The following is a 23,984-nucleotide window of genomic DNA, read 5'->3' as shown; positions in this document are numbered from 1 at the left end:
CCGCTCAGACCGACAGATCCCGTTGAAGACCCGAGGTCAGTCAGGGGGTGGGTCAGGACTGACGGGAGGTGCTCACCTACATCATCTCTGTCAGGTGGTCATGTCGGCTTCGATGTGGGTGACGGCGGTCATGGCGCCGTAGGCGAGCAGGAAGACGGTGCAGTGGTCGCTGAAGCGGCGGTCGGTGGCGCGCCAGGCGGCGACGTGCTCGTCGGTGATGTCGTGCGGCGCCAGACCGGCGAGGACCGCGACCCGCGCTCCCGCCCGCTCGTCCGGTGTCAGGCCCGCCAGCGGCCGGTCGAGCCAGTCGCCGACCGGCAGCAGGCGGCCCCGGTGCTCGGCGATCACCTCGGCCGTCACGTCCGCGGCCTCAGGGGTGAGCAGGCCGGCGCCCTGGGCGGCGGTGGCGGTGAGGGCGGCGTACGCGGCGCCGATCGGGTGGTCGGCCGCCCACGGCGGGGGTGGCGCGGTGGGCAGCCCGTCCAGCAGGGGGAGCGTGGCGCCGGGGCGCAGGTCCTGGTCGAGCGGGCGCAGGACGGGGGCGCCGTCGAAGGGCGGTTCGTCGTCGGGGGCCAGGGTGCCGGGGGTCAGCCCGGCGGGCAGCATGGCGGCCGCGACCCGGTCGACGAAGTGCGTGAACAGGAGCGTGCCGAGGAATTCGGCGGCTTCGGGTCCGGCGGGGAACGGGGGCCGTTGCGGCTCCCGGGCGGCCACTCCGGTGGAGGCGGCCCAGTCCAGCAGGGCGGCGAGCCTGGGGTCGGCGGGCGGGTCGCCGCGTTCGATGGCCTCGGCCAGGTGCGGCTCGCCCAGCAGGCGCAGCACCGACAGGAACGCCTGGATGTCGTAGTCGAGGTCGTTGGCCTGTGCCGCGCCCAGCGCCACGACGGCCTTCTCCAGCGCAGGGACGTCGCCGGCCAGTTGGCTCTCGCGCATGAGCGACCAGCCCGCGGCCATGAGCTCGGGGGAGGGCGACATCATCATCACGGCCGGTCCGATGCTGCTGAACTCGGCGTTGACCTGCGCGTACACCTCGGCCACCACGCCGCGGGCGCGGTGCGGGAGGACGGGGGTGATGTGCCGTACCAGGGTCGATGACATGGGGCGATGCCTTTCTTCCGGATGAGGTGTCGAGCATCGCGGTCCGGGCGTGGTGGTGTCGTCGTCCCGGTGACGTCACCGCCCTATACTCCCCGGGGGGTATCGGGAGGTGCGGCTACGGCGGGTGGAGTACGGGACGACGACACCGCCATCGAGGGTCGGGCGTGGCCGGGCAGGCGACGGCGCTCGGCCACGCCGTCGGGTTCGCCCTCGACATGCCGTGGGAGAAGCTGCGGGCGCGACACCGCCCCTGCGCTTGAGGCGTCGAGGAGGGTCGTGGCCGGGCGTCCGTGAAAGGATCGTGGGTGGACGCCGTCGTCTCCCGTGAAGGACGTGGTCGGATGCGCCGTTACAGGAACGGCAAGGTCGCGGCTGTGCTCGCCGTCGTCTACGCCGCTCTGGTCCTGGTTCTCGGCGTGGTCTCGCTGGTGATCCTGCTGACGGTGCGGGATCCGATCCTGCTGAGCGGCGTCGCGCTCGTCGGCGTCACCTTCCCCCTCGGCTGGCTGATCTGGTGGGGATGGGACCTGGTGCCGCCTCAGATCGCGAACCCGGTGCTGCTCACCGTGGTCCTGGCCGGCGCCGGTCTGCTGCAGGCGTGGTTGATCTGGCGGATCTTCCGGGGGCGTCCGGTCCCCGGAGACGGAGTGTGATCGTAGGCCGCGGCCGTCAGATGGCGGCCGTGATCTCGTCGCGGTGCTCGTTCAGCCAGTCGTCGAGGGAGCGCAGCCGGGGGTTGAGCTCGCGTACCAGGCCGAGGTCGCGTACGCCGGTGAAGTAGGCGGACGCCTCGGAGTAGAACTCGAACATGTTGCCGATCTCGACGGCGCCGGGGAATCCGGCGGCCCGCATCTGGTCGTAGGTCAGCGGCGTGTAGGTCACCGGTTCGCCGAGCAACGTGGTGAACTTCTCCGCGAGCTCCTTGCCGTCGGCGTGCTCCCCGGCGATGCTCACGGTGCGGCCGACGAACTCCGGGCCCCGCCGGAAGATGCCGAGTGCGGTACGGCCGATGTCCTCGGCGGCGATCATGGACATCGGGTTGCCCGCCATGGGCAGGGTCAGCACGAGGCGGCCGCTCGCGTCGCGGTGCGGGCCCTGTCCCTGGAGGAAGGCCTCGTAGTAGAAGGTGGTCTGCAGGAACGTGGTCGGCACGCCGAGACCGGTGAAGGCGGCGTTGGCCTCGGCCTTGGCGTCGAAGTGCGGCACCGCGTACTCCCCGAGCAGCGTCGGCACCCGGCGGCCCAGGTGGGCGAAGTGCGGCCGGGTGTCCTCGAGCGTGGACCACACGACGTGCCTGAGCGCGGCGGCCCTGGCGGCGCGGGCGGCCGCGTGCGCCTGGTCGATCTCCATGCGGGCGGCATCGCGGGCGGCCTCCTGCTCGGGGGTGCGCCGGGCCCAGAAGTTGGTCACGACGTAGGCGCCCCAGGCCCCGGCGAAGGCGTGGTGCGCGCTGTCCTCGTCGTCGAGGTCGGCGTACACGACCTCGGCGCCCTGCTCGGCCAGGGCGCGGGCCTGCGGGGAGGCGGTGTCGCGGGTGAGGGCGCGGACGGTGAACGGTCCGTCGGGGTCGGCGAGGATGGCCCGGACCAGTCCGCCGCCCTGCGCTCCGGTGGCCCCGACCACAGCGATGATCTTCTTGTCGGTCATGCCTTCACCTTGGCGGCGTTCTCGCGCGGGTGCCTGCCCCTGTCCTGGGTACCCATGCCAGGGGATGGGAGCGCCCGGCGGATGTGGCGACAATGGGGGCATGGGAGAGCAGCTGGGGGAGTTCCTTCGCGCCCGCCGTGCCGCGTTGACGCCCGAGGCCGGCGGCGTGCCGACCTACGGCACGGCGCGCCGGGTGCCGGGCCTGCGCCGCGACGAGGTGGCGCAGCTGGCCGGGATCAGCGTGAACTACTACACGCGCCTGGAGCAGGGCGAGAGCCATCAGATGTCGGACTCGGTGCTGGAGGCGCTGGGTAACGCCTTCCGGCTGACCGCCGATGAGCGCATGCACCTGGTGCGGCTCGCCCGTCCCGAACAGGTGCAGGTGGCGCGCCGTCCCTACGGCCCCGAGCAGCTGCGCCCGTCGGTGGTGGCGCTGGTGGAGGGGGTCGCCGACCAGGCGGCGATCATCCTCGGCAGGTACTTCGACCTGCTCGGCGGCAACCGGCTCGGCTACGCGCTGTACGGCCTGAACCCCGGTCAGCGGGTGAACCTGGCCAAGACGATGTTCCTCGACCCGGCCATGCGCGACCTGTATCCCGACTGGGAGACGCACGCCGACGAGGTCGCCGCCTACCTGCGCATGGCCACCGGCGACATGCCGGACGATCCCCTGCTGGCCGAGCTGATCGGCGAGCTGAGCATCAAGAGCCCCGACTTCACCCGCGTCTGGGGCGGCCAGCGGGTCGCCGAGTGCACCTACTCGGTACGGCGGATCAACCATCCCCTCGTCGGGCCGCTGGAGCTCAACGAGGAGACCATGCGCGTGCCCGACGACCCCGGCCAGCGGATCATCTTTTTCGGCGCGGCGCCCGGGACGGACTCGGCCGAGCGCCTGCGGCTGCTCGACTCGCTGAGCGCCTGACCGCGGGGCGAGGGCAGCAGGATCATCAGCGCCACCAGCACGGCCGCGGCCGGCGCGCCCCAGAACAGGACGTCGGGGATGGCCGTCGCGGTCGCCTCCGGGCTCGGGGCGCGGCCCTGGAGTTCCCGGGTCAGGAGGTTGCCGAAGATCGCCACGCCGAGCGAGAGGCCCAGCCCGTGGACGGACGCCGTGGCCGAGGTGGTGGCGGCCAGATCCGCACGTACGGACTGCCGGGTCCAGGCGGCTCAGCAGCGCGAATGTCACATCTGCGCTCCGTCCGGCTACCGTGATCGGGATGTGTTCGGTCTCATCCGACCCGTGGCATGTCGCACCGATCCTGAGGCATTCGCCGCATGCCTCCTCGATGTGCGAACAGATCCAGACACTATGGCTCACAGGCTATCTTGACTATGGTTGATATCGCCGGAGTGCTATGTACCTGGAGACGTGATGGAGTTGAACTCGCTCAGGCAGTTCCTGGTGGTGGCGCGGCTGGAGCACCTCAGCGGCGCGGCCGAGGAGCTTCGCGTCGCCCAGCCGTCGCTGAGCCGTACCATCGCCCGGCTGGAGAGCGAGCTGCGCACACCGCTGTTCGACCGGAGCGGCCGGCTGCGGCTGAATGACGCGGGCAAGCTCTTCCGCGATTACGTCGAACGCTCCCTGGGGGAGCTGGATGCGGGGCGGCGAGCCGTCGCCGAGGCCGTCAGCGAGGGTGTGGGCACCGTACGACTTGCGTCGGAGACCTTCCTCACGCTCACCGGGCCGCTGGCGGCCTTCAAACGAGCTCACCCGACCATCGAGGTCGAACTCCGCTGGATGGCGGCCGAGGAGATGGGCCGTCACCTGCGGGCCCAGGACGTTGACCTGTGCGTCGCCTCCCAGCCGATTTCCGCTGAGGGCCTGGAGGCGGTCCAGCTGCTCGATGAGGCGGTTGGTCTGGCCACGCCGCTCGACCATCCGCTGGCGAGCCGTACGTCGGTGAGCATCGACGAGCTCACCGGCGAGCCCTTCGTCAGCGCCCGCAAAGGGCACTGGCAACGGCGCCTCCTGGACCGGCTCTTCGCCGCACGAGACCATACCCCGAAGATCGTCTGCGAGGTCGACGAGCCCAGCGCCATCGCGGCCCTGATCAGCGCGGGGCTCGGCATCGGTCTCGTCCCCGCCTTCGCCCGGACCGGCTCCACGCGGGTCCCCGCCGCCTGGGTCCCCATCGACAGCCCTGACTGCCGACGCGCGGTCACCCTGTACTGGGGCGCCGGCAGCCACCTGTCCACCGCCGCCCGCCTGATGCGCACCACGATCGCCAACTGGAACTGGATCACCGGCGAACCACAGGAGAAGCGCTGAGGGGGTCCGGCCGGCGACGTCGACGATGTGAGGCGTGATCCGCTCGCCGCTTCGATCGGGCGGTGCGCGGTGACGACCGGCCCTCCGCCGTCGGTAGCCGCCCGCGGGGCTCGCAGCCGAGAGAGCAGCCTGGTACTCACGCCGCCCTGGCCTGGTTCGGCCCCTTTGGCCTGTCGTACGAAAGGGTCTCACGAGGTACGGCTCGGCGCGTTCGGCAGGAGGTTCGGCAAGGGGGTGTCGGGGTCGGCGAGCTGTTGCGGGTCGGCGGGGTGCCCGGTGGCGATGAGGGTGCGCAGGTGGTCGGCGGCGCCCCGGTTGTCGATGGTCAGGGCGGCCACGGGGATGCGGCGGTCGAGCCAGAACGCGGTGAATCCGTGAGTGGCGTGCTCGACGCGGGTGATGATGCGGTCCCAGGTCGTGGGGAGTCCGAGGTATTCGAGGGTGGAACCGTACTGGGTGGAGAAGAAGTAGGGGACGTGGCCGATGGTCGAGGGCTTGCCGACCATGGTGGCCGCGGCGGCGGTGCCGTGGATCACGGCGTTGTCCCAGTGTTCGATCCGTACGGGGTTCAGGTAGCGCGGGTGCTGGTGGCGGGCGACGTCGCCGGCGGCCACGGCGGCCGGGTGCGAGGTGCGCAGGTGCTCGTCGGTGAGGATGCCGCCGTCGACGTGCAGTCCCGCTGCCTGGGCGAGTTCGGTGTTGGGGGCGGCGCCGGCGCCGACGATGACGAGGTCGGCGGGGATCGTCCGTCCGGTGATGGTCTGGACGGCTTCGACCGATTGCGTGCCGAGGATGGCCTCGACGCCGTCGCCGAGGAGCAGGTTCACGCCGTGGTCGCGGTGCCGGCGGGCGATGAGGCCCCCGATCCGGTCGCCCAGCACGTGGTAGAGCGGTGTGGGCAGGGGGTCGATGACGGTGGTGTGGTTGCCGAAGGTACGACTGGCGGCCGCGAGTTCGGAGCCGAGCCAGCCGGCGCCGATGACGACGACATCGCCGGCCGCGCTCAGGGCCGTGGCCAGGCGTTCGCTGTCGTCGCGGTTGCGCAGGTAGCAGACGCCGTCGAGATCGGCGCCCGGCACCCGGAGGCGGCGCGGGCGGGCGCCGGTGGCGATCAGCACCCGGGCGAAGGGGAACTCCGTGCCGTCGCCCAGCCGTACCCGCCGGGCGTCCAGGTCGAGGGCGGTGGCGGGGGCGCCGAGTGCCAGAGTGACGTCCTGGTCGGCGTAGAACTGCGGCTTCAGGACATCGAGGTCAGCGGGCCTCGTGGTGCCCAGGAGGTAGCCCTTGGACAGGGCAGGGCGCTGGTACGGCAGGTGGGGTTCGTCGCCGACGAGGGTGATCGGCCCGTCGTAGCCGTGGTCGAGCCGCAGGGCCTGGGCGGCCTTCGCGCCGGCCAGGCTTGCCCCGATGATGACGATGCCGGGATCAGTGCTCATGGCAATCCTCCTGAGCTCGACGAGGCGCTGAACCGCAGGGGCGGTGTCCCGATCCCGCTCGGTCGAACGGCGGAATCGGGACACCACACGATCGGTGGATGGGGGCCTTGCGGGCCGCCCGTCCGGGCCGGGTCACTTCTGGAGAACGGCCTGGACCTCGAGGCTGATCGACACCTTGTCGCCGACCACGACGCCACCGGCCTCCATCGGGGTACTGATGTCAATGCCGAAGTCGCGCCGGTTGATCTCCGCAGTCGCGGAGAAGCCGGCCCGCTGTGCACCCCACTGGTCCGAGCCGAACCCGTTCACCTCGACGGCCAGCGGTACCTGCCGCGTGACGCCGTGCAACGTCAGCTCACCGTCGATGGCCCAACCGTCGCGGGTCTGGCGGATGCCGGTCGAGCGGTAGCTCATCGTCGGGTACTTGTCGATCTCGAGGTAGTCGGCGGTGCGCAGGTGGTTGTCACGAATTTCGTGGCCGGTGTCGATGGACGCGAGGTCGATCGTCGCGGCCACCGACGAGGCCAGCAGGTCCTCGCTTGTAACGATCGTGACGTCGTAGGTGGTGAACCGGCCACGCGTCTTGCTGATCATGAGATGACGGACGGTGAAAGCGATCTCGGAGTGCACCGGGTCGGCTTTCCAGGTGCCGACCAGATAACCCGGGATCTCGACGGTCGCGGGGACGGGGATCATGGCTTTCCTCCATGGATGGGGTGCCGCGGCGACGCGGCGCAGGCGGGAGTGGGGTGGCAGGATCAGGGCTCGAGATCGACAACGCCTTTGCCGCTGGAGATGTCGAGCGGCACCGAGACCTGGTCGTGCACGATCAACCAGGTGCCGTCGATCTTCTGGAGGCAGTAGGTGACCCTGACCCACATACCGCTCGTCGCCGTCCCGTTCTTCAGCGTGCCGCTGAGACGAGCGAACGCGTGCCCGAACGCCACATCATCGCCCACAGTGAGCGCCAGGTCGCGAACCTCATAAGTCACACGCTCGAAGAACGTGAACACGGGCGCCCAGTTCTTGAGCTTCGCCTCGATCCCCACATGCTGGAGCGGCGGCTCGATGTCGAAGGACACGATGTCCGTTGCGTAAAGCCGCTTCAGACCCTCGAGATCCTTGCCTTGGAGCCCTTCGACGATCTTGCCGACCAGCTGGCGGATCTTGGCTTCATCTACCTCGCGTTGCGTGGGCATCGCTACCCCAGCCCTTCCCTTCGCGGCGGAATCTTGGCTTCTCACACCTCCGACGCTATGGCTCTGGAGTTATCTTGTCTAAGATTAATATTGCTATGGCGTTATGCTCTGGGTGGCATGATGGAGTGTGCAGTTCGAGTTATCTGTTCATGGCAAAGCCGGTCTTTGAAGGCATAAGCGCCTGTCCTCTACGGTCGCGATGGCCCCCACACCACGCCACTGCACCAGGAAGGCCGCTGGTCCGCGCCGATCACCGCGACGTGCTTGCCGGCGCACTGGTAGCCGTGGCAGTACGGGCAGTGGAAGGCGGATGCGGCCCCACGGCGCCCGCATCCCGCGCGGGCCGGGCAGCTCGTCGGCCGGCCCGGTGGTGGTGGCAGGCAGCGGCCGCCGCGCCCAGGCCGTCTTGCCACCGGGCAGCTCCACGTGGAAGCCCCGGGCAGCTCCAGCCGCCTGGAAGCCGCCGTCGTCCAGGGCGCGCGCCCCGGTGACCGTGCCGTGCCGCGCCTGGACCGACGGGCAGGCGGCCGGCTCCGCGCGGCCGAGCTCGCCTCCAAAGCGATGATCGCTTGACGTGGAGGCAACTCTGCAAGTTAATGTCAACATGAGGTCAAGCGAGTTCATGCAGATCGGAGAGCTGGCCGAGCGGTTCGATCTCGCGCCGCATGTCCTGCGCCACTGGGAGGCGATGGGCCTGCTGACCCCGGCCGCCCGGGTGAGCGGCCGCCGCCGCTACACCCGCGACCACGTCATCCGCGTCCTGACGATCATCCGCGCGAAGGCGGGCGGGATGAGCCTGGAGCAGATCCGGGAGATGCTCGGCGCCTACGGCCTGGCCGAACGCCAGGCGCTCCTCCAGCGCCATCACGCCGAGCTGGAGGAACGTCAGCGGGAGCTCGCGGCGTCCAAGGCGCTGATCGAGCACCTTATGCGGTGCACGGCCGACGACTTCACCCAGTGCCCCGACTACCGGCGCATCGTGGAGAGCGCGGCCGGGCTCCACGACCAGGGCCAGGACGGGTGCCTGGTCTGAGCGGAGGGAATCTCGAGCGGGTCGTACGGGCGCGCCGCTACGCTCTGGATCACCACCCCTCGGCCCGGAAGGAAGCACCTCGTGCGCACGTTCAAACTCCAGGTCCAGATGACCGTCGACGGCTACATGGCCGGCCCGAAGGGCGAGATGGACTGGCTGAACTTCCCGTGGACCGACGACATCAACGCCTACATCGACGCGCTCACCGACCCCGTCGACTGCATCGTGCTGGGCCGCAGGCTCGCCGAGGGGTTCATCCCCGCGTGGGCGGCCGGGCCGGAGGGCGAGGACCAGAAGTCCATCGACAAGATGAACGACACGCCCAAGGTCGTCATCTCCAACACCCTCACCGAGTCGCCCTGGGAGAACGCCGCGGTCGCGGGCGGCGACCTCGCCGAGATCGTCAACGGGCTCAAGGCCCGGCCGGGCGGCGACATGATCGCCTATGGTGGTGGCACGCTCGTGTCGAGCCTGATCGCCCAGGGGCTGCTCGACGAGCTCCACCTGTTCGTCAACCCGGTCGCCATCGGCTCCGGGATGCCGGTGTTCGGCGACGCCGGCGACTACAAGCGGCTGCGCCTGGTCGCGGCCCGGCCGTTCGACTGCGGGATCACCGCGCTGCACTACGAACCGAAGCGCGCCTGAACCCGCCGCCGCCAACAGGCCCGGCGGCTTCCGCGCCGGCCTAACCGACGAGGTCGGCAAGCTCGTGCGCGGTGGCCCGGACGTGTCGCTGTCCGTTCTCCGTCTGCACCGTGATCGCGAGCATGGCGCCCACTCTGGCACAGGCCACCGACAATCCGGGCCGCGCGAGGATCGTCAGGTGGCGGGGACGCACTCGATGACGGTGTGCCACGGTGGGATGTCGTGCACGGCGGCGACCCGCAGTTCGGCGGCCGCGGCCAGCGTCCGGTAGTCGTCGACCGTCCGTTCCCGGCCGCCGGTCAGGACCAGCATCCGCAGGTTCATCTCCGCGAACATGGCCGGATCGACCTCCGAGGTGCTGGGCGACTCGAGGATCAGCACCCGTCCGTGCGGGCCCGCGGCGCCGGCGCAGCGGCGCAGGATGGCGGTCGCCTCGGCGTCGGCCCAGTCGTGCAGCACCCGGTTGAGCACGTACGCGTCGGCGCCGGTGGGCAGTTCGTCGAAGAAGCTGCGCCCGACCGTCTCGCACCGGTCCGCCAGCCCGTGCTCGGCCAGGTAGCGCTGTCCGCGTGAGACGGTGTCCGGCAGGTCGATCAGCAGACCGCGCAGGCCGTCGTGGCGCAGCAGCAGTTCGGCCAGCAGCCTGCCGGTGCCGCCGCCGACGTCGGCCACCCGGCCCAGCGCCGGCCAGTCGTAGCCCTCCGCCAGCTCGCGGCCCGCGGCGTTGACCGCCATCGTCGCGTCGAAGGACGCGCTCAGCTCGGGATCGGCGTCGAGGTGGTCCCAGAACGGCGCCCCGAACACCGCCGGCCAGGCGGGCAGGCCGGTCCGCACCGTGTCCTGCAGGCCGGTGAAGGCCAGGTCCATCCGGCCGCCGAACCCGTCCAGGTCCAGCCACCGCCACGCCGCGGACGGGTGGTCGCGGCGCAGCAGGGCGGCGGTCGCGTTCACCGCGAACGTGCCGGGCCGGGGCTCGGTGAACACGCCGCGGCCGACGAGGTGGCGCAGCACCCGGCCCAGCGCGTCGGGGTCGGCGCCGGCGCGGGAGGCCAGGTCGTCGAGGCCGGAGCCGTGCTCGTCCACCAGGTCGGGCAGCCGCAGGGTCACGGCCACCCGGAGTGCCATCGGGGTCATCAGGTCCATCAGCGGCGTCAGGGCCCGCCATGCGGCGGCCCCGTCCAGGGGGGTGTCGTCGCTCGTCATGCACTTATCATGCGCCCCAGCTTACGAATCTACATTGTAAAGGGCGTGGGACTGTGGACAACCGACCGGGCAAGAGCAACCTCCAAAGCCCCGACAATGGGGCGGCTGTGCTGCTCCGCGGGGCTTACTTGGCGAGGGTCTGGTTGAAGCGCAGCATGTTGCCGGCGGGGTCGCGGAAGGCGCAGTCGCGGACGCCGTAGAACTGGTCCATCGGCTCCTGCAGCACCTCGCCACCGGCGGCGCTGATGCGCTCGAAGGTGGCGTCGCAGTCGTCCGTCGTGAAGATGATGCCGCGCAGCAGGCCTTTGGCCATCAGCTCGGCCATGGCCTGTTTGTCGGCCGGTGAGGCGTTGGGGTCGGCGAGTGGTGGTTCGAGGACGATGTCCACGTCCGGCTGGGAGGGTGACCCGATGGTCACCCAGCGCATTCCCTCGTACCCGACGTCGTTGCGTACCTCAAGACCGAGGACGTCGCGGTAGAAGGCGAGCGCCTTGTCGTGGTCGTCGACGGCGATGAAGCAGGTGGAGAGCTTGATGTCCATGCGCTTCACTTTATGGGCGGGTGGAGGGGCCCGCTTCTCCGTTCCTGACCGGTCGCGTGTAGATCTTGGCCATGCAGGCGGGGATGTCGGCGGCGTGGTCGTGGTCGCGGGCCCGGTAGGCGCTGGGGCTCTCGCCGACCAGCTGGGTGAATCGGGTGCTGAACGACCCGAGTGACGTACAGCCGACCGCGAAGCAGACTTCGGTGACGGAGAGGTCGCCGCGCCGCAGCAGTGCTTTGGCGCGCTCGATGCGGCGGGTCATCAGGTAGCTGTAGGGCGTCTCGCCGAAGGCGGCGCGGAAGCTGCGGGAGAAGTGGCCCGACGACATCAGGGCGTCACGCGCCAGCGCCGGGACGTCGAGGGGCTCGGCGTAGTCGCGGTCCATCCGGTCGCGGGCCCGCCGCAGCCGGACGAGATCGTCGAGGTCCTGCCGTCTCACCTGGTCAGTTTCTCACAGGATCCGGGCGCGACCGGTCAGGAATGGAGAAGCGCGCATCGGTACGGTGCGGCTAGCGTGACCAGCACAGACCTCACCTTTTCGAACAGGAGTGAACCATGAGCGACTCTTCCACCCAGGGGATCAAGACGGTGCTGCACCCGGTGGCGGACCTGGCGAAGGCCAAGGCGGTGTACGCGGCGCTGCTGGGCGTCGAGCCGGTGGCCGACGGGCCCTACTACGTCGGTTTCGAGGCCGAGGGCCAGCACATCGGGCTGGTGCCGGCCGGTGGACCGCAGGCGATGACCTCGCCGGTGGCGTACTGGCACGTGCCGGACATCGAGGCGAAGCTGGCTGAGGTGACCGCTGCCGGTGCCACCGTGAAGGACGCCGTGCGCGACGTCGGCGGCGGCCGTCTGGTGGCCACCGTGACCGACGCCGATGGCAACGTGCTGGGGCTGCTTCAGGACCAGTGAGCGGGGGGTTCCCGCTCACCGTGCTGACACCAAAAAACCAGACATAATGCTCGAAACTGGTCGGATCGAGCCAGGCGGTCCTGCCCGACAGATGGAGAGACGATGAGCAAGGCCACGAGGACGGACCCGCAGTCGCCTGCGCCGCACGTTGCCGACAGCCACGATCTGATCCGCGTGCACGGCGCACGCGAGAACAACCTCAAGGATGTCAGCATCGAGATTCCGAAGCGCCGGCTGACGGTGTTCACGGGGGTCTCCGGCTCGGGCAAGAGCTCGCTGGTGTTCAACACGATTGCCGCGGAGTCGCAGCGGATGATCAACGAGACGTACAGCACGTTCGTGCAGGGCTTCATGCCGACGCTGGCGCGGCCCGAGGTCGACGTGCTGGACGGGCTGACCACCGCGATCATCGTCGACCAGCAGCGCATGGGGGCCGACCCCCGCTCCACGGTCGGCACCGCCACCGACGCCAACGCGATGCTGCGCATCCTGTTCAGCCGGCTCGGGCGGCCGCACATCGGCTCGCCCAACGCCTTCTCCTTCAACGTCCCCTCGGTACGGGCGAGCGGCGCGATCACCGTCGAGCGCGGCGCCAAGAGGACGGAGGTGCAGACCTTCACCCGCACCGGCGGCATGTGCACGCGCTGCGAAGGCCGGGGCGCGGTCTCCGACATCGATCTCACCCAGCTCTACGACGACTCCAAGTCGCTGGCCGAGGGCGCGTTCACCATCCCGGGCTGGAAGTCCGACAGCTTCTTCACCGTGCGGGTCTACGCCGAGTCCGGCCTGCTCGACCCGGACAAGCCGATCCGCGACTTCACCAAGAAGGAGATGCAGGACTTCCTCTACCGGGAGCCGACCAAGGTGAAGGTCGAGGGCGTGAACCTCACCTTCGAGGGGCTGATCCCCAAGATCCAGAAGTCGTTCCTGTCCAAGGACCGGGAGGCGATGCAGCCGCACATCCGGGAGTTCGTGGACCGGGCCGTGACCTTCACCACCTGCCCCGAGTGCGACGGCACCCGGCTCAGCGAGGCGGCCCGCTCCTCGCGGATCGACGGCGTCAACATCGCCGACGCGTGCTCGATGCAGATCAGCGACCTGGCCGAATGGATTCGCGGCCTCGAGGAGCCGTCGGTGGCGCCGCTGCTGGCGATGCTGCTGCGCACGCTGGAGTCGTTCGTGGAGATCGGTCTGGGTTACCTGTCGCTGGAGCGGCCGGCGGGCACGCTGTCGGGCGGCGAGGCGCAGCGGGTCAAGATGATCCGCCACCTCGGCTCCTCGCTCACCGACACCACCTACGTCTTCGACGAGCCCACCATCGGCCTGCACCCCCACGACATCCAGCGGATGAACGACCTGCTGCGCCGGCTGCGCGACAAGGGCAACACGGTGCTCGTCGTGGAGCACAAGCCGGAGGCGATCGCGATCGCCGATCACGTCGTCGACCTGGGCCCCGGCGCCGGTACGGCGGGCGGCACCGTCTGCTTCGAGGGCACCGTGGAGGGGCTGCGGGCCAGCGGCACCGTCACCGGCCGCCACCTCGACGACCGGGCCGCCCTCAAGGAGAGCGTGCGCAAGCCCACCGGCACGCTGGAGATCCGCGGCGCGAGCGCGAACAACCTGCGCGAGGTCGACGTCGACATCCCCCTCGGGGTGCTGGCCGTCGTCACCGGTGTCGCCGGCTCCGGCAAGAGCTCGCTGGTGCACGGGTCGATCCCGGCCGGCGCGGGTGTGGTGTCGATCGACCAGGGTGCGATCCGCGGCTCGCGGCGCAGCAACCCGGCGACCTACACCGGCCTGCTCGACCCGATCCGCAAGGCGTTCGCGAAGGCCAACGGGGTGAAGCCGGCGCTGTTCAGTGCCAACTCCGAGGGCGCCTGCCCCGCGTGCAACGGCGCCGGCGTCATCTTCACCGACCTGGCGATGATGGCGGGCGTCTCCACGGTGTGCGAGGAGTGTGACGGCAAGCGGTTCCAGGCCTCGGTGCTGGAGCACCGCCTCGGCGGCCGTGACATCAGTGAGGTGCTGGCGATGCCGGTGGCCGAGGCCGAGGAGTTCTTCGGCGCCGGTGAGGCGCGTACGCCGGCCGCGCACGCCATCCTCGGCCGGCTCGCCGACGTCGGGCTCGGCTATGTGAGCCTCGGCCAGCCGCTCACCACGCTGTCCGGCGGCGAGCGGCAGCGGCTCAAGCTGGCCACCCGCATGGCCGACAAGGGCGGCGTGTACGTCCTGGACGAGCCGACGACCGGCCTGCACCTGGCGGACGTCGAGCAGTTGCTGGGCCTGCTGGACCGGCTGGTCGACTCCGGCAAGTCGGTCATCGTCATCGAGCACCACCAGGCGGTCATGGCGCACGCCGACTGGATCATCGATCTCGGCCCGGGCGCCGGTCACGACGGCGGCCGGATCGTGTTCGAGGGCACGCCCGCCGATCTCGTCGCGGCCCGCTCCACCCTCACCGGTGAGCACCTGGCGGCCTATGTCGGCGCCTTCTAGCCGGGGCGTGATCGCGGCGCTCGCGTGGCCTGGTGCCGTGCGGGCGCGGGCGTGTGAATAGACTTGTCCGACGTGACGTCCAAGCCGCGTATCCCGAATGTCCTGGCCTCGCGTTATGCCTCGCCGGACCTGGCCCGCCTGTGGTCCCCCGAGTACAAGATCATCGCTGAGCGGCGGTTGTGGCTGGCGGTGTTGCGGGCGCAGGCCGAGCTGGGGGTGACGGTCCCGCAGGGCGCGGTCGACGACTACGAGAAGGTGGTCGAGCAGGTCGACGTCGAGTCGATCGCGGCGCGTGAGCGGGTGACGCGGCACGACGTGAAGGCGCGCATCGAGGAGTTCAACGCGCTGGCCGGGCACGAGCAGGTGCACAAGGGGATGACCTCGCGTGACCTGACCGAGAACGTCGAGCAGTTGCAGATCCGTGACAGCCTGCTGCTGGTGCGTGACCGGGTGGTGGCGTTGCTGGGGCGTCTGGCGTCGCTGGCCGAGGAGCACAAGGCCACGGTGGTCGCCGGGCGTTCGCACAACGTGGCGGCGCAGGCGACCACGCTGGGCAAGCGTTTCGCGTCGGCGGCCGACGAGCTGCTGGTGGCCTACCGGCGGCTGGAGGAGCTGATCGGCCGCTACCCGCTGCGCGGGATCAAGGGGCCGGTGGGCACCGCGCAGGACATGCTCGATCTTCTGGACGGCGACCTGGGCAAGCTGGCGGAGCTGGAGGAGAAGGTGGCCGCGCACCTGGGGTTCGCGCACCGCTTCACCAGCGTGGGGCAGGTTTATCCGCGTTCGCTGGACTTCGAGGTGGTGACGGCGCTGGTGCAGCTGGCGGCGGCGCCGTCGTCGCTGGCCAAGACGATCCGGCTGATGGCCGGGCACGAGCTGGTCACCGAGGGGTTCAAGGAGGGGCAGGTCGGCTCGTCGGCGATGCCCCACAAGATGAACACCCGCTCCTGCGAGCGCGTCAACGGCCTGGCCGTGGTGCTGCGGGGTTACGCCTCGATGGCGGGCGAGCTGGCGGGGGACCAGTGGAACGAGGGTGACGTGTCGTGCTCGGTGGTGCGCCGGGTGGCGCTGCCGGACGCGTTCTTCGCCTTCGACGGGCTGGTGGAGACGATGCTGACGGTGCTGGACGAGTTCGGCGCCTTCCCGGCGGTCATCGCCGCCGAGCTGGACCGCTATCTGCCGTTCCTGGCCACGACGAAGATGCTCATGGCGGCGGTGCGGGCCGGGGTGGGCCGGGAGAGCGCGCACGAGCTGATCAAGGAGCACGCGGTGGGGGCGGCGCTGGCGATGCGCTCGCGCGGCGCCGGCAACGAGCTGCTCGACCTGCTGGCGGCCGACACCCGCTTCCCGCTGGACCGGGTCCGGCTGGAGGCGCTGCTGGCCGACCAGGTGTCGTTCACCGGCGCGGCCGCCGATCAGGTGGAGGCCGTGGCCCGGCAGGTGGGCGAGGTCGTGACGGCGCACCCGGAGGCGGCGGCTTACCGGCCCGGCGCCATCCTGTAACGAGCTGTGGCGATACGGGAGTTACGCGACGACGCCGAGGTGCGCGCCGCGTGCGGTGACGACGACCTGCTGGTGTGGGTGGCGCAGGGGCTGCGCGGCGGCGCGCGGGCGTGGGCGCTGGGCGGGGCGGTGGTGGCCGCCGGCCCGGGGGCCTCGCGCCGCGACCGGCTGGGGGTGTGGGGTGCGGCCTCGGACGCGGTGGAGCTGGTCGGGTACGCGCTGGCCGAGCTGGGGCCCTCCTACCGGCCGTTCGGGGAGCTGGAGCTGGTACGCGAGGTGACGGCCAAGCTCGACGGCCTGCGCGAGTCCGGGACGTTCTCCTGGATGAGCCTGCCGGCGCTGGACGGCCCCGCTCCCGGCGGGGTGGGCTGGCTGGAGCCGGAGGCCGAGGACGAGGTCGCGGCGCTGCTGGCGGCTGATGCGCCCGACTCGTACGCGGTGCCCGGCATCGCCGGGGTGCGGCGGTGGGCCGGGGTGCGCGTCGGCGGCGAGCTGGCGGCGGTGGCGGCCGACGCCTGGCCGGCGCCCAGCGTGGGGCTGCTGGCCGGGGTGGCGACGAAGGCGGGCATGCGGGGGCGTGGGCTGGCCGATCAGGTGTGCCGGTGGGCGTCGGCGGAGTTGCTGGCCGCCTACGGGCGGGCGGCGCTGATGGTCGACGACGGCAACGTGGCGGCCGTCACGGTCTATGAGCGGATCGGCTACCGGCGCCGGCGGGTGATGGCCTCTCACGTCGCCGGCTGACTCCAGGGCGGGCGCCGGGAAAATCGGGTGAGGTTCGGGCGGCGCTGGGGCAGAGTTGACGGCGTGATGTCCGATTTTGTACCAGGTATCGAGTTGTCCCGCGCCTTCTACGGCGAGGTGGTGGCGCCTTTGGTGTCCGGGGTCGCGCACAGTGCGGCGTTGATCGGGCCGGGGTCGGAGGTGCTGGAGTTCGACACGGCCCGCTCGGCCGATCATGACTGGGGGCCGCGGGTGCTGGTGTTCGTGGCGCCCGGGATGGCGCCCGAGGTGCGGGCGAAGGTGGTGGCGGGCCTGCCGGAGCGGTTCGGCGGTTTTCCGACCGTGTTCGGCTATCACGGCAGCGTGCAGCCCGGGGTGGCGGTGACGGAGCTGGGATCGTGGCTGGTGGAGCGGCTGGGTTTCGATCCGCGTGAGGGGGTGTCGCTGCTGGACTGGTTGTCGGCGCCGTGGCAGAGCCTGGCCGAGGTGACGCAGGGCGAGGTGTTCCACGACGGGCTGGAGGCCGCCGTTCCCGGGGGCGGGCTGGAGACGGCCCGGGCGGCGTTGCGCTGGTATCCGGAGGATGTGTGGCGTTATGTGCTGGCGTGTCAGTGGCGGCGGATCGCGCAGGAGGAGCCGTTCCCGGGCCGATGTGGCGAGGTGGGCGATGAGCTGGGCTCGGCCGTGGTGGGGGCGCGGCTGGCGCGGGAGGTGATGCGGCTGGCTCTGCTGTTGCGGCGGCGCTACCCGCCGTACGCGAAATGGCTCGGCAGCGCGCTGGCGCGCATGCCGGGCTCGACGGAGCTGGGGGAGTGCCTGGGGGCGGCGGTGGCGGCGCGCTCCTGGCGGGAGCGGCAGGAGGGGCTGTCGGGGGCGTACGCGCGGGTGGCGGCGCTGCAGAACCGGGTGGGGCTGGCCGAGCGGCTGGATGAGCGGGTACGGGGGTTCTTCGACCGGCCGTTCGAGGTGATCGGCGGGGACCGGTTCGCGCAGGCGCTGCTGGAGTCGGTGTCGGACCCGGTGATCAGGGGGTTGCCCCTGGTGGGGTGCGTGGATCAGCTATCGGATTCGACGGACCTGCTGACGGCGCCGGGGCGGGCGCGGGCCATGACGGCGGCGGTACTCGGCCTCCGAGGTTAGTGATCTACATTGTAAAGGGCGTGGGTGGTTGCACCACCCTCCTCACCCATTGAAAATCACAGATCCACCAGGGCGGAGGCCAGTTCCTCGACGTGGATGCGCCAGGCGTCGAGGGTGGTGGTGTCGCCGGTGTGGGTGACGATGAGCCGGGCGCCCTGGCCGGTGCCCTGGGTGAGCTCCCAGCGGACGGGGCCGGTCGGAGTGTCGTATTCGAGGAGTTTGGCGCTCTCGGCGCGGGTGACCGGCCCGGGTCGGAGGCCGGGTGCGGTGAAGGGGGCGGGCGGGGGGTCGCCGGGGGTGGCGTCGTCGCCGTTGAGCAGGTGCCAGACGTCTTCGACGGGGCGGGTGAGCTGGCGTTCGACGCGTACGTCGCCGTTTGCGGCGGTGGCGGGGACGAGGCCGAGGATGGCGACGTAGTCCTCGTGGAGGCGGGCGAATTCGGCGGGTTGCTTGTCGGCTGGTTGCTGGGCGGGGCGTTCGTCGAGGGTATGGAGCAGGGCCATGAGGCAGGTGTGCCAGCCGGAGGCGAAGCTGGCGGCGCCGTGGTGGTCGGTGAAGGTGTGGGTGAAGGTGAGGATGCTGGCGCGGGGGCCGTCGGGGTGGATTTCCCAGCGGAGTTCGTCCTCGCCCCAGGTGTGGGCGTAGGTGTGGGGTGGGTTGTTCTCGGTGATGTGGCCGTCGGGTCCGAAGCCGTAGTTGATGCGGTCGCCGTCGATGGTGATGGTGGCGGGGAACCAGTGGGCGAGGTGTTCGGGCTGGGTGATGGCGCGCCAGACCTTTTCGGGTGGGTGGGGGAGGCGGCGTTGCATGCGCAGGGTGGTGCGGCCGTCGGGGTGGATGGTGAGGTTTTCGTTCATCGGTCGTCTTCCTCTTCCATGGTGTCGAGGTGGTGTTCGAGTCGGTCGAGGCTGTGGTTCCAGAGTTTGCGGTAGGGGGTGAGCCAGGCGTCGATTTCGGCGAGGGGGGCGGGGCGGAGTTCGTACCAGCGGCGTTGGGCGTCTTTGCGGACGGTGACGAGGCCGGCTTCGCGCAGGACTCGGAGGTGTTTGGAGGTGCTGGGTTGGGTGAGGCCGAGGTGGGTGGTGAGTTCGCTGACGAGGCGGGGGCGTTCGAGGAGGAGGTCGAGGATGTGGCGGCGGGCGGGTTCCGCGAGCACGTCGAAGCGCATGGCTCGTTAATATACCCGCTTGGCTATATGCCTGCAAGGGCATGTATTGGTCGTGGAGCCGGCTGGACTCTCCCTCGGTGGGAGGGTCCATGCTGGTCGGCGTGGACGAGGAGTTGCTGCCGATCGGGCAGTTCGCCCGGTTGGGGCGGTTGAGTGTGAAGCAGTTGCGTCACTATGACGAGCTGGGGTTGTTGCGGCCGGCGCAGGTGGACGCGGTGACGGGTTACCGGTTTTACCGGGCGTCGCAGGCTCGGGTGGCGTTGTCGATCGCGTTGCTGCGGTCGCTGGATGTGCCGCTGGCGGTGGTGGGTGAGGTGCTGGCGGGCGGGGCGCAGGCGCTTGAGGGGGTCAGGGAGGAGTTGGAGGCGGAGCTGGCGCGGCGGCGTCGTACGCTCGCGTCGCTGGAGCGGGTGATGGCGCAGGGGTTGCCGTCGGTGCCGGTGCGAGTGGTGGAGGAGCCGGCGCGGCGGGTGGTGGTGGCGACCGAGCGGGCGGCGGGGCCGGAGGATGTGGGGCGGGCGGTGTCGGCGGCGTTGTCGCGTGTGCTGGGGCCTGCCGGGCCGGTTCAGCTGATCGGGTTGTTCCCGGTGGATTTCGGTGAGGGGTTCGACGTGGAGGCCGCCCGGGTGCTCGGCGACGGGGAGGGCGGCAGGGGTGCGCCGGTGCGGGTGTTGCCGGGGGGCAGGTTCGCCTGTGCGACGCATGTGGGGCCTTATGACCAGATGTCTCTGACGGCGCATGCGGTGCTGGCCTGGTGTGGTGAGCGCCGGTGTGCGGTTCGGGGGCCGATTCGCGAGGTGTACGTGTCGGATCCGGCCGTGACCTCGCCTGAGCACCTCGTTACGCATCTGATGATCTGTTTGGAGGAGTCATGAATCCTGAGCTGGCCACGTACGGTCCGGTGACCTGCCTGAATGTGACGGGCATGGGTGAGCCGGGTGGGAGTGAGCACGTGTCGGCCATCGGCGCGCTGTATGCGGTGGTGGCGGGGATGGGCGGTCCGGCGGGGCCGCTGGAGGGGTTGTGGTTCGTGGAGGACGAGCGTCCGGGGTTGGAGGTGCCGCGGGAGTTGTGGCGCTGGCATCTGCTGCTGCCGCTGGCGGGGGTGCCGGAGGCGGGGCTGGTGGAGCGGGCGCGGGAGGGTGCGCGTTCGTCGGGGGCGGCGGTGGATCGGGTGCGGGTGGTGACGTTCACGGAGGGTGAGTGTGTGGAGGTGCTGCATGTGGGCGCCTTCAGTGAGGAGTATCGGTCGCTGGCGGTGATGGAGGCGTTCATGGCGGAGCGGGGGCTGGTGCCCAATGGGTTGCATCATGAGGTGTATTTGACGGCGTTCGATGATCCGGAGCCGCGTACGGTGCTGCGTCAGCCGGTGCGTCCGGGCTGAGGGGTCTCGCGGGGGCCGGTGGGGCGGGGTTAGCATGGCCGGTGGCGGCCGTCCCCGCCCAACCTCCGGCCACCCGCCCCAGCCGGGTCACCTGATGGAGGCAAAGGGAGGTTCACCTCTCGGACGGAGGATCTGCCGGTTGGTCGTGCGTCTGCCGCGCCGGTCGCTGGGGGGCGCCGCGGCGGCGTTCGGGAGATGTTCATGACCAAGCAGGCGGATTTCAAGCGGCGGGTGCGTGCCCGTATGGCCAAGACCGGTGAGTCGTACGCGGTGGCGCGCCGCCGGCTCCTGGGCGAGCAGCCTGCGGCCGAGCGGGACTGGCTGGGGGCGCTGCACATCAGTAACGGTGACGGCACCGATCTGGCGGGCACGGGGCTGGCCCGGCGCATCGTGTTCTGGCGGGATGTGCTGCACGAGGGGCCGGTTCCGGCGGTGGGGCGGGAGGAGCTGCGCCGGGTCAGGGCCACGTTCCTGGTGGGGGCGGGCGCCGATGACCGCGGCGAGGGGCTGCGCATGTTCGTGGAGCGGGACGCGGTTGTGGAGGCCAACCGGGGCGGCGAGTATGTGCTGTGGTTCGAGGCTGATCTGTACGATCAGTTGCAGATCGTGGAGATTCTGGCCTGGCTGGCGGAGTTGGGGGTGCCGGCCGAGGCTGTCACGTTGATCTGTATCGGGGAGCATCCTGGCATCGCGGGGTTCGGTGGCTTGGGTGAGTTGCGTGCGGAGCAGTTGCGGGAGTTGCCGTCGACGCGGGCGTGCGCGAGGTTGTCGCCGGCGGCGCTGGAGTTGGCGACCCGGGCGTGGGCGGCTTTTCGTGCTCCGACGCCGGAGGGTCTGCCGGGTATCGCGGCGATCCGTTCCGGTGAGTTGCGTTTCCTGGGTGAGGCGTTCGAGCGTCTGTGCCGGGAGTATCCCTCCACCCGTGACGGGCTCTCCCTCACCGAGCGTCGGGTCCTGGCCGCCGCGGCGCAGGAGGGTTCGGCCGGGGATGTCTTCGTGCGGGCCACGGCCCGGGAGGCGCGCCGGTATCTGGGGGACACGTGGTGTTTCGCGATGATGGAGCGCCTGGCGGGGGCGCCGTATCCGCTGCTGGATCTGCGGCCGGCCGGCGGGCCGGTCGGATGGGCGACGGTGGTGGGTCTGACCGCGGTGGGTGCCCGGGTGCTGGCGGGTGAGGAGGATCATGTGCGGCTGAACGGCGTGGACCGCTGGATCGGCGGGGTGCACCTGAGTGGCCGCGATGTGCGGTGGCGGTGGGATGAGGGCCGGGAGACGCTGACGACACTAGGTACCTACCAGACATAGGTACCTATAAGGGTATTTTTCACCTCTTCTTGGCGTGGTGTTGTGAGGCACGTTGGAAGCGTACGGATAACCAGCTGGATGCGAGGAACGGGGGAATCCGCACCATGTGTACGCACCAGCCTCCCTGTCCTCCGGCGAACTCCGCCGCTCACCAGGCCGCGCGCCTGATCGCCTACCACCCCGAGCAGGGATGGGGACTGCTGTGCAACGGGGTGGTGTTCTTCGACGACACCGGCGAGCTGCTGCCCGACGGGCGCAGCATCGTCCCGGCGGCCGTCCTGGAGCGGGCCGCGTGAGCGCCGCGCCGGCGTCGTGGACGTTCACCGCCCAGGCGCACTCGGTGCGCCGGGCCCGCCACGCCGCCCGCGCCCAGCTCGCGGAGTGGGGGCTGCAGCAGGCGTGCGACTACGCCGAGCTGCTGATCAGCGAGCTGGTCACCAACGCGGTCCGGCACGCGCGGGGCCTGGTGCGCATGAGCCTGTCGGCGGCCGACGGGCTGCTGCGCTGCGAGGTGGAGGACTCCAGTCCGGTGCCGCCGAGCCCGCGTGCCGCCTGCCGCGATGACGAGGGCTCGCGCGGGCTGCTGCTGGTGGAGGTGCTCTCCTCCGGCTGGGGCAGCGTTCCCACGGGCCGGGGCAAGCTGGTCTGGTTCGAGGTGCCCGTACGGATGCCGGCCCATGTGTGAGCGGTTAGCGCGGCGAGTACAGCCACGGCTCGCGCAGGTCGAAGAAGTCCACGTCGGAGACGAACAGTTCCTGCCAGGCCCGCAGCAGCTCCCGGATCGCCGGCGGTTGCAGCTTGGCCTCTCCCTGCCGGGCCGCCACCTCGCTGGTGAAGTAGGCGGTCTCGACGCAGCTGTCCTGACCGCACAGCGCGGCGGTGGCGCCGATGAGGTCCGTACGGAAGCCCGCCAGCTCCTCCTGCCCCTGCTGCAGCACCTCGCGCACCCGCGCGTGGTCGCGGACGCGCCCCTGCAGCACCTGGACGAACCCCGCCTCGTCGGACCCGCCGCCCAGGATTTCGATGACCTCGTCGCATTCGAGGAAGGTCACCTCGCCGGCGAACAGTTTCGCGGTCTCCACCCACCACTGCCCCTGCTCGGGCCGGTCGGCGTTGCGGTGGGCGGCCGTCCGGGTGGCGAAGCGGGCGACGTTGACGAACAGGCCGTCGTCGGTGACGCCGGCCGTGGTGCCCAGCCAGCCCTGCGCGCCGGGCGAGAGCTCGCGCACCCACCGCTCCAGCGCCTGGTGCAGATCGTCGACCTCGATCGCCCGGCCCTCGATGACCTGGATGAACATGGTCTGTTCCCCTCCCTCTCCCCACGCTAGGAGCGGCCGGCCGTCAAGGTCGAGACGCCGTTACACCATGCGATGGCCAAAACTTGTTGTGGGTTCTTGACCGTGCTCGTCTGGGATAACGGCCGCGACATAACCTGGGGGCGACGACGTGGGATGCGGGCCGACGGCAGCGCCGGCCGCGTCGCGGAAGGCGCCAATGACAGCGGTGACTGCCAGCACCTACGGAGGGCGGCCCAACGGCGGGCTGCCGGCCGAGGTGACGAGTTTCGTGGGGCGTCGGCACGAGGTGGCCGAGGTCAAACAGCTGCTGTCCGCCTCCAGGGCCGTCACGCTGACCGGCGTGGGCGGCGTCGGCAAGACGCGGCTGGCGGTGCGGGTCGGCCAGGACGTGCGGCGGGCCTTCCGGGACGGGGTGTGGCTGGTGGAGCTGGCCGAGCTGGACGGCCCGGCCATGCTCGCCGAGGCCGTGGCCGAGGCGCTGGAGATCCGCGACCACACCGGCGACACGCCGATGCGGGTGCTGACGTGTCATCTGCGCGACAAGCAGGCGCTGCTGATCCTCGACAACTGCGAGCACATGATCGCCGAGTGTGCGGCGCTGAGCGAGGCGCTGCTGCGGGCGGCGCCGGATCTGCGGGTGCTGGCCACCAGCCGGCAGGCGATGGGTATCGCCGGCGAGCAGGCGGTGCCCGTCTCGCCGTTGCCGCTGCCGGATCTTCAGGTGCCGCTGGAGAGGCTGATCCGGCAGGACGCGGTCCGGTTGTTCGCCGAACGTGCCCGCGCCGTGCTGCCGTCCTTCACCGTGACGGAGGACAACCGGGAGGTCGTCACCCGGATCGTGCGCCTGCTGGACGGGCTGCCGCTGGCGATCGAGCTGGCGGCGGTGCGGTTGCGGGCCCTGTCGGGGGTGCAGCAGCTGCACCTCGTGGACCTCCCATACCTCGCCCTGAGCCTGCGCTACATCTCGGAGGTGCGCCGGCTGCACTC

Annotated in this window: 27 protein-coding genes; 16 read left to right on the top strand and 11 right to left on the bottom strand. The window is 70.7% G+C overall.

Going from position 1 to position 23,984, the window contains the following annotated elements; genetic code table 11:
- Positions 1 to 90: 90 nt before the first annotated feature.
- Positions 91 to 1,098 carry a carboxymuconolactone decarboxylase family protein gene (locus ACWEPL_RS16950; RefSeq protein ID WP_452436693.1) on the bottom strand — a complete coding sequence of 336 codons (1,008 nt, stop codon included), beginning with the start codon at positions 1,096 to 1,098 and terminating at the stop codon, positions 91 to 93.
- Positions 1,099 to 1,439: 341 nt separating this feature from the next.
- On the opposite strand from ACWEPL_RS16950, the gene ACWEPL_RS16945 reads away from it, so the two are divergent.
- Positions 1,440 to 1,751 carry an SCO4225 family membrane protein gene (locus ACWEPL_RS16945; protein ID WP_350736490.1) on the top strand — a complete coding sequence of 104 codons (312 nt, stop codon included), beginning with the start codon at positions 1,440 to 1,442 and terminating at the stop codon, positions 1,749 to 1,751.
- 16 nt (positions 1,752 to 1,767) lie between these two features.
- Here ACWEPL_RS16945 and ACWEPL_RS16940 read toward each other — a convergent pair whose 3' ends face one another.
- Positions 1,768 to 2,745, bottom strand: a complete 978-nt coding sequence (locus ACWEPL_RS16940; RefSeq protein WP_452436692.1) for an NmrA/HSCARG family protein — start codon at positions 2,743 to 2,745, stop codon at positions 1,768 to 1,770.
- A gap of 100 nt (positions 2,746 to 2,845) precedes the next feature.
- On the opposite strand from ACWEPL_RS16940, the gene ACWEPL_RS16935 reads away from it, so the two are divergent.
- Positions 2,846 to 3,667 (top strand): helix-turn-helix transcriptional regulator, encoded by an 822-nt coding sequence (locus tag ACWEPL_RS16935; protein ID WP_363980148.1) that lies wholly within the window; start codon positions 2,846 to 2,848, stop codon positions 3,665 to 3,667.
- A gap of 450 nt (positions 3,668 to 4,117) precedes the next feature.
- The gene (locus ACWEPL_RS16930) at positions 4,118 to 5,014 is read left to right on the top strand and encodes a LysR family transcriptional regulator (RefSeq protein WP_452436691.1); all 897 of its coding nucleotides are present in this window, start codon (positions 4,118 to 4,120) and stop codon (positions 5,012 to 5,014) included.
- A gap of 188 nt (positions 5,015 to 5,202) precedes the next feature.
- On the opposite strand, the gene ACWEPL_RS16925 is transcribed toward ACWEPL_RS16930, so the two are convergent.
- The 3 genes from ACWEPL_RS16925 to ACWEPL_RS16915 all read right to left on the bottom strand — a co-directional run bounded on the left by ACWEPL_RS16925 (position 5,203) and on the right by ACWEPL_RS16915 (position 7,649).
- Positions 5,203 to 6,450, bottom strand: a complete 1,248-nt coding sequence (locus tag ACWEPL_RS16925; RefSeq protein ID WP_452436690.1) for an NAD(P)/FAD-dependent oxidoreductase — start codon at positions 6,448 to 6,450, stop codon at positions 5,203 to 5,205.
- Between the two features lie 132 nt (positions 6,451 to 6,582).
- The gene (locus ACWEPL_RS16920) at positions 6,583 to 7,146 is read right to left on the bottom strand and encodes a YceI family protein (protein WP_363980157.1); all 564 of its coding nucleotides are present in this window, start codon (positions 7,144 to 7,146) and stop codon (positions 6,583 to 6,585) included.
- Positions 7,147 to 7,208: 62 nt separating this feature from the next.
- Positions 7,209 to 7,649 (bottom strand): YybH family protein, encoded by a 441-nt coding sequence (locus ACWEPL_RS16915; protein ID WP_355203398.1) that lies wholly within the window; start codon positions 7,647 to 7,649, stop codon positions 7,209 to 7,211.
- 604 nt (positions 7,650 to 8,253) lie between these two features.
- Here ACWEPL_RS16915 and ACWEPL_RS16910 point away from each other — a divergent pair.
- Together ACWEPL_RS16910 and ACWEPL_RS16905 are read left to right on the top strand one after the other, a co-directional pair.
- Positions 8,254 to 8,682 (top strand): helix-turn-helix domain-containing protein, encoded by a 429-nt coding sequence (locus tag ACWEPL_RS16910; protein WP_363980166.1) that lies wholly within the window; start codon positions 8,254 to 8,256, stop codon positions 8,680 to 8,682.
- 81 nt (positions 8,683 to 8,763) lie between these two features.
- Positions 8,764 to 9,327 (top strand): dihydrofolate reductase family protein, encoded by a 564-nt coding sequence (locus tag ACWEPL_RS16905; protein WP_452436689.1) that lies wholly within the window; start codon positions 8,764 to 8,766, stop codon positions 9,325 to 9,327.
- Between the two features lie 174 nt (positions 9,328 to 9,501).
- On the opposite strand, the gene ACWEPL_RS16900 is transcribed toward ACWEPL_RS16905, so the two are convergent.
- The 3 genes from ACWEPL_RS16900 to ACWEPL_RS16890 all read right to left on the bottom strand — a co-directional run bounded on the left by ACWEPL_RS16900 (position 9,502) and on the right by ACWEPL_RS16890 (position 11,456).
- On the bottom strand, positions 9,502 to 10,530 hold the full coding sequence (locus tag ACWEPL_RS16900) for a methyltransferase (protein WP_363980172.1): 1,029 nt from the start codon (positions 10,528 to 10,530) through the stop codon (positions 9,502 to 9,504).
- Positions 10,531 to 10,654: 124 nt separating this feature from the next.
- The gene (locus tag ACWEPL_RS16895; RefSeq protein WP_350736462.1) at positions 10,655 to 11,071 is read right to left on the bottom strand and encodes a VOC family protein; all 417 of its coding nucleotides are present in this window, start codon (positions 11,069 to 11,071) and stop codon (positions 10,655 to 10,657) included.
- A 10-nt stretch (positions 11,072 to 11,081) separates the two neighbouring features.
- Positions 11,082 to 11,456, bottom strand: a complete 375-nt coding sequence (locus ACWEPL_RS16890; RefSeq protein WP_363980582.1) for a helix-turn-helix transcriptional regulator — start codon at positions 11,454 to 11,456, stop codon at positions 11,082 to 11,084.
- Between the two features lie 170 nt (positions 11,457 to 11,626).
- On the opposite strand from ACWEPL_RS16890, the gene ACWEPL_RS16885 reads away from it, so the two are divergent.
- The 5 genes from ACWEPL_RS16885 to ACWEPL_RS16865 all read left to right on the top strand — a co-directional run bounded on the left by ACWEPL_RS16885 (position 11,627) and on the right by ACWEPL_RS16865 (position 17,842).
- Positions 11,627 to 11,983: a VOC family protein gene (locus tag ACWEPL_RS16885; RefSeq protein ID WP_452436688.1), complete on the top strand. Its 357-nt coding sequence runs from the start codon at positions 11,627 to 11,629 to the stop codon at positions 11,981 to 11,983.
- 102 nt (positions 11,984 to 12,085) lie between these two features.
- Positions 12,086 to 14,479, top strand: coding sequence for an excinuclease ABC subunit UvrA (locus ACWEPL_RS16880; RefSeq protein ID WP_363980179.1), 2,394 nt, complete (start codon positions 12,086 to 12,088; stop codon positions 14,477 to 14,479).
- A 72-nt stretch (positions 14,480 to 14,551) separates the two neighbouring features.
- Entirely contained in the window at positions 14,552 to 15,982 is a 1,431-nt protein-coding gene (purB, locus tag ACWEPL_RS16875) for an adenylosuccinate lyase (RefSeq protein ID WP_452436686.1), read from the top strand.
- A 6-nt stretch (positions 15,983 to 15,988) separates the two neighbouring features.
- Positions 15,989 to 16,723, top strand: coding sequence for a GNAT family N-acetyltransferase (locus ACWEPL_RS16870; protein WP_452436685.1), 735 nt, complete (start codon positions 15,989 to 15,991; stop codon positions 16,721 to 16,723).
- A gap of 66 nt (positions 16,724 to 16,789) precedes the next feature.
- A complete protein-coding gene (locus ACWEPL_RS16865) occupies positions 16,790 to 17,842 on the top strand; it encodes a DUF4037 domain-containing protein (protein ID WP_452436684.1) in 1,053 nt (350 codons plus the stop codon).
- A 56-nt stretch (positions 17,843 to 17,898) separates the two neighbouring features.
- Here ACWEPL_RS16865 and ACWEPL_RS16860 read toward each other — a convergent pair whose 3' ends face one another.
- Positions 17,899 to 18,699 (bottom strand): SRPBCC family protein, encoded by an 801-nt coding sequence (locus tag ACWEPL_RS16860; RefSeq protein WP_452436683.1) that lies wholly within the window; start codon positions 18,697 to 18,699, stop codon positions 17,899 to 17,901.
- On the bottom strand, positions 18,696 to 19,010 hold the full coding sequence (locus ACWEPL_RS16855; protein WP_452436682.1) for an ArsR/SmtB family transcription factor: 315 nt from the start codon (positions 19,008 to 19,010) through the stop codon (positions 18,696 to 18,698). The genes ACWEPL_RS16860 and ACWEPL_RS16855 overlap by 4 nt, the downstream gene beginning before the upstream one ends.
- Positions 19,011 to 19,099: 89 nt before the next feature.
- Here ACWEPL_RS16855 and ACWEPL_RS16850 point away from each other — a divergent pair, with 89 nt between their 5' ends.
- The 5 genes from ACWEPL_RS16850 to ACWEPL_RS16830 all read left to right on the top strand — a co-directional run bounded on the left by ACWEPL_RS16850 (position 19,100) and on the right by ACWEPL_RS16830 (position 22,384).
- Positions 19,100 to 19,885, top strand: coding sequence for a MerR family transcriptional regulator (locus ACWEPL_RS16850; RefSeq protein ID WP_452436681.1), 786 nt, complete (start codon positions 19,100 to 19,102; stop codon positions 19,883 to 19,885).
- Positions 19,882 to 20,394: a hypothetical protein gene (locus ACWEPL_RS16845; RefSeq protein ID WP_363980199.1), complete on the top strand. Its 513-nt coding sequence runs from the start codon at positions 19,882 to 19,884 to the stop codon at positions 20,392 to 20,394. The genes ACWEPL_RS16850 and ACWEPL_RS16845 overlap by 4 nt, the downstream gene beginning before the upstream one ends.
- A 201-nt stretch (positions 20,395 to 20,595) precedes the next feature.
- On the top strand, positions 20,596 to 21,699 hold the full coding sequence (locus ACWEPL_RS16840; protein ID WP_452436680.1) for a hypothetical protein: 1,104 nt from the start codon (positions 20,596 to 20,598) through the stop codon (positions 21,697 to 21,699).
- A 104-nt stretch (positions 21,700 to 21,803) separates the two neighbouring features.
- Entirely contained in the window at positions 21,804 to 21,995 is a 192-nt protein-coding gene (locus tag ACWEPL_RS16835) for a DUF5999 family protein (RefSeq protein ID WP_363980205.1), read from the top strand.
- A complete protein-coding gene (locus ACWEPL_RS16830; protein WP_363980208.1) occupies positions 21,992 to 22,384 on the top strand; it encodes an ATP-binding protein in 393 nt (130 codons plus the stop codon). Before ACWEPL_RS16835 ends, ACWEPL_RS16830 begins: the two co-directional genes overlap by 4 nt.
- Positions 22,385 to 22,388: 4 nt before the next feature.
- On the opposite strand, the gene ACWEPL_RS16825 is transcribed toward ACWEPL_RS16830, so the two are convergent.
- On the bottom strand, positions 22,389 to 22,997 hold the full coding sequence (locus tag ACWEPL_RS16825) for a hypothetical protein (protein WP_452436679.1): 609 nt from the start codon (positions 22,995 to 22,997) through the stop codon (positions 22,389 to 22,391).
- 205 nt (positions 22,998 to 23,202) lie between these two features.
- On the opposite strand from ACWEPL_RS16825, the gene ACWEPL_RS16820 reads away from it, so the two are divergent.
- The coding region (locus tag ACWEPL_RS16820) for an ATP-binding protein (protein ID WP_452436678.1) at positions 23,203 to 23,984 on the top strand (782 nt) is incomplete at its 3' end.

The organism is Nonomuraea sp. NPDC004186 (assembly GCF_053603495.1).
This window is presented reverse-complemented; position numbering and strand designations above follow the sequence as displayed.

Bases quoted from the DNA above. Each gene is read 5' to 3' on its own strand.
- ACWEPL_RS16840 (WP_452436680.1), top strand. From the start codon at position 20,596: ATGACCAAGCAGGCGGATTTCAAGCGGCGGGTGCGTGCCCGTATGGCC.
- ACWEPL_RS16880 (WP_363980179.1), top strand. From the start codon at position 12,086: ATGAGCAAGGCCACGAGGACGGACCCGCAGTCGCCTGCGCCGCACGTT.
- ACWEPL_RS16860 (WP_452436683.1), bottom strand. From the start codon at position 18,699: ATGAACGAAAACCTCACCATCCACCCCGACGGCCGCACCACCCTGCGC.
- ACWEPL_RS16900 (WP_363980172.1), bottom strand. From the start codon at position 10,530: ATGACGAGCGACGACACCCCCCTGGACGGGGCCGCCGCATGGCGGGCC.
- ACWEPL_RS16825 (WP_452436679.1), bottom strand. From the start codon at position 22,997: ATGTTCATCCAGGTCATCGAGGGCCGGGCGATCGAGGTCGACGATCTG.
- ACWEPL_RS16845 (WP_363980199.1), top strand. From the start codon at position 19,882: ATGAATCCTGAGCTGGCCACGTACGGTCCGGTGACCTGCCTGAATGTG.
- ACWEPL_RS16935 (WP_363980148.1), top strand. From the start codon at position 2,846: ATGGGAGAGCAGCTGGGGGAGTTCCTTCGCGCCCGCCGTGCCGCGTTG.
- ACWEPL_RS16910 (WP_363980166.1), top strand. From the start codon at position 8,254: ATGAGGTCAAGCGAGTTCATGCAGATCGGAGAGCTGGCCGAGCGGTTC.
- ACWEPL_RS16930 (WP_452436691.1), top strand. From the start codon at position 4,118: ATGGAGTTGAACTCGCTCAGGCAGTTCCTGGTGGTGGCGCGGCTGGAG.
- ACWEPL_RS16925 (WP_452436690.1), bottom strand. From the start codon at position 6,450: ATGAGCACTGATCCCGGCATCGTCATCATCGGGGCAAGCCTGGCCGGC.
- ACWEPL_RS16945 (WP_350736490.1), top strand. From the start codon at position 1,440: ATGCGCCGTTACAGGAACGGCAAGGTCGCGGCTGTGCTCGCCGTCGTC.
- ACWEPL_RS16865 (WP_452436684.1), top strand. From the start codon at position 16,790: ATGTCCGATTTTGTACCAGGTATCGAGTTGTCCCGCGCCTTCTACGGC.
- ACWEPL_RS16890 (WP_363980582.1), bottom strand. From the start codon at position 11,456: ATGGACCGCGACTACGCCGAGCCCCTCGACGTCCCGGCGCTGGCGCGT.
- ACWEPL_RS16940 (WP_452436692.1), bottom strand. From the start codon at position 2,745: ATGACCGACAAGAAGATCATCGCTGTGGTCGGGGCCACCGGAGCGCAG.
- ACWEPL_RS16850 (WP_452436681.1), top strand. From the start codon at position 19,100: ATGCTGGTCGGCGTGGACGAGGAGTTGCTGCCGATCGGGCAGTTCGCC.
- ACWEPL_RS16835 (WP_363980205.1), top strand. From the start codon at position 21,804: ATGTGTACGCACCAGCCTCCCTGTCCTCCGGCGAACTCCGCCGCTCAC.
- ACWEPL_RS16885 (WP_452436688.1), top strand. From the start codon at position 11,627: ATGAGCGACTCTTCCACCCAGGGGATCAAGACGGTGCTGCACCCGGTG.
- ACWEPL_RS16915 (WP_355203398.1), bottom strand. From the start codon at position 7,649: ATGCCCACGCAACGCGAGGTAGATGAAGCCAAGATCCGCCAGCTGGTC.
- ACWEPL_RS16920 (WP_363980157.1), bottom strand. From the start codon at position 7,146: ATGATCCCCGTCCCCGCGACCGTCGAGATCCCGGGTTATCTGGTCGGC.
- ACWEPL_RS16895 (WP_350736462.1), bottom strand. From the start codon at position 11,071: ATGGACATCAAGCTCTCCACCTGCTTCATCGCCGTCGACGACCACGAC.
- ACWEPL_RS16950 (WP_452436693.1), bottom strand. From the start codon at position 1,098: ATGTCATCGACCCTGGTACGGCACATCACCCCCGTCCTCCCGCACCGC.
- ACWEPL_RS16855 (WP_452436682.1), bottom strand. From the start codon at position 19,010: ATGCGCTTCGACGTGCTCGCGGAACCCGCCCGCCGCCACATCCTCGAC.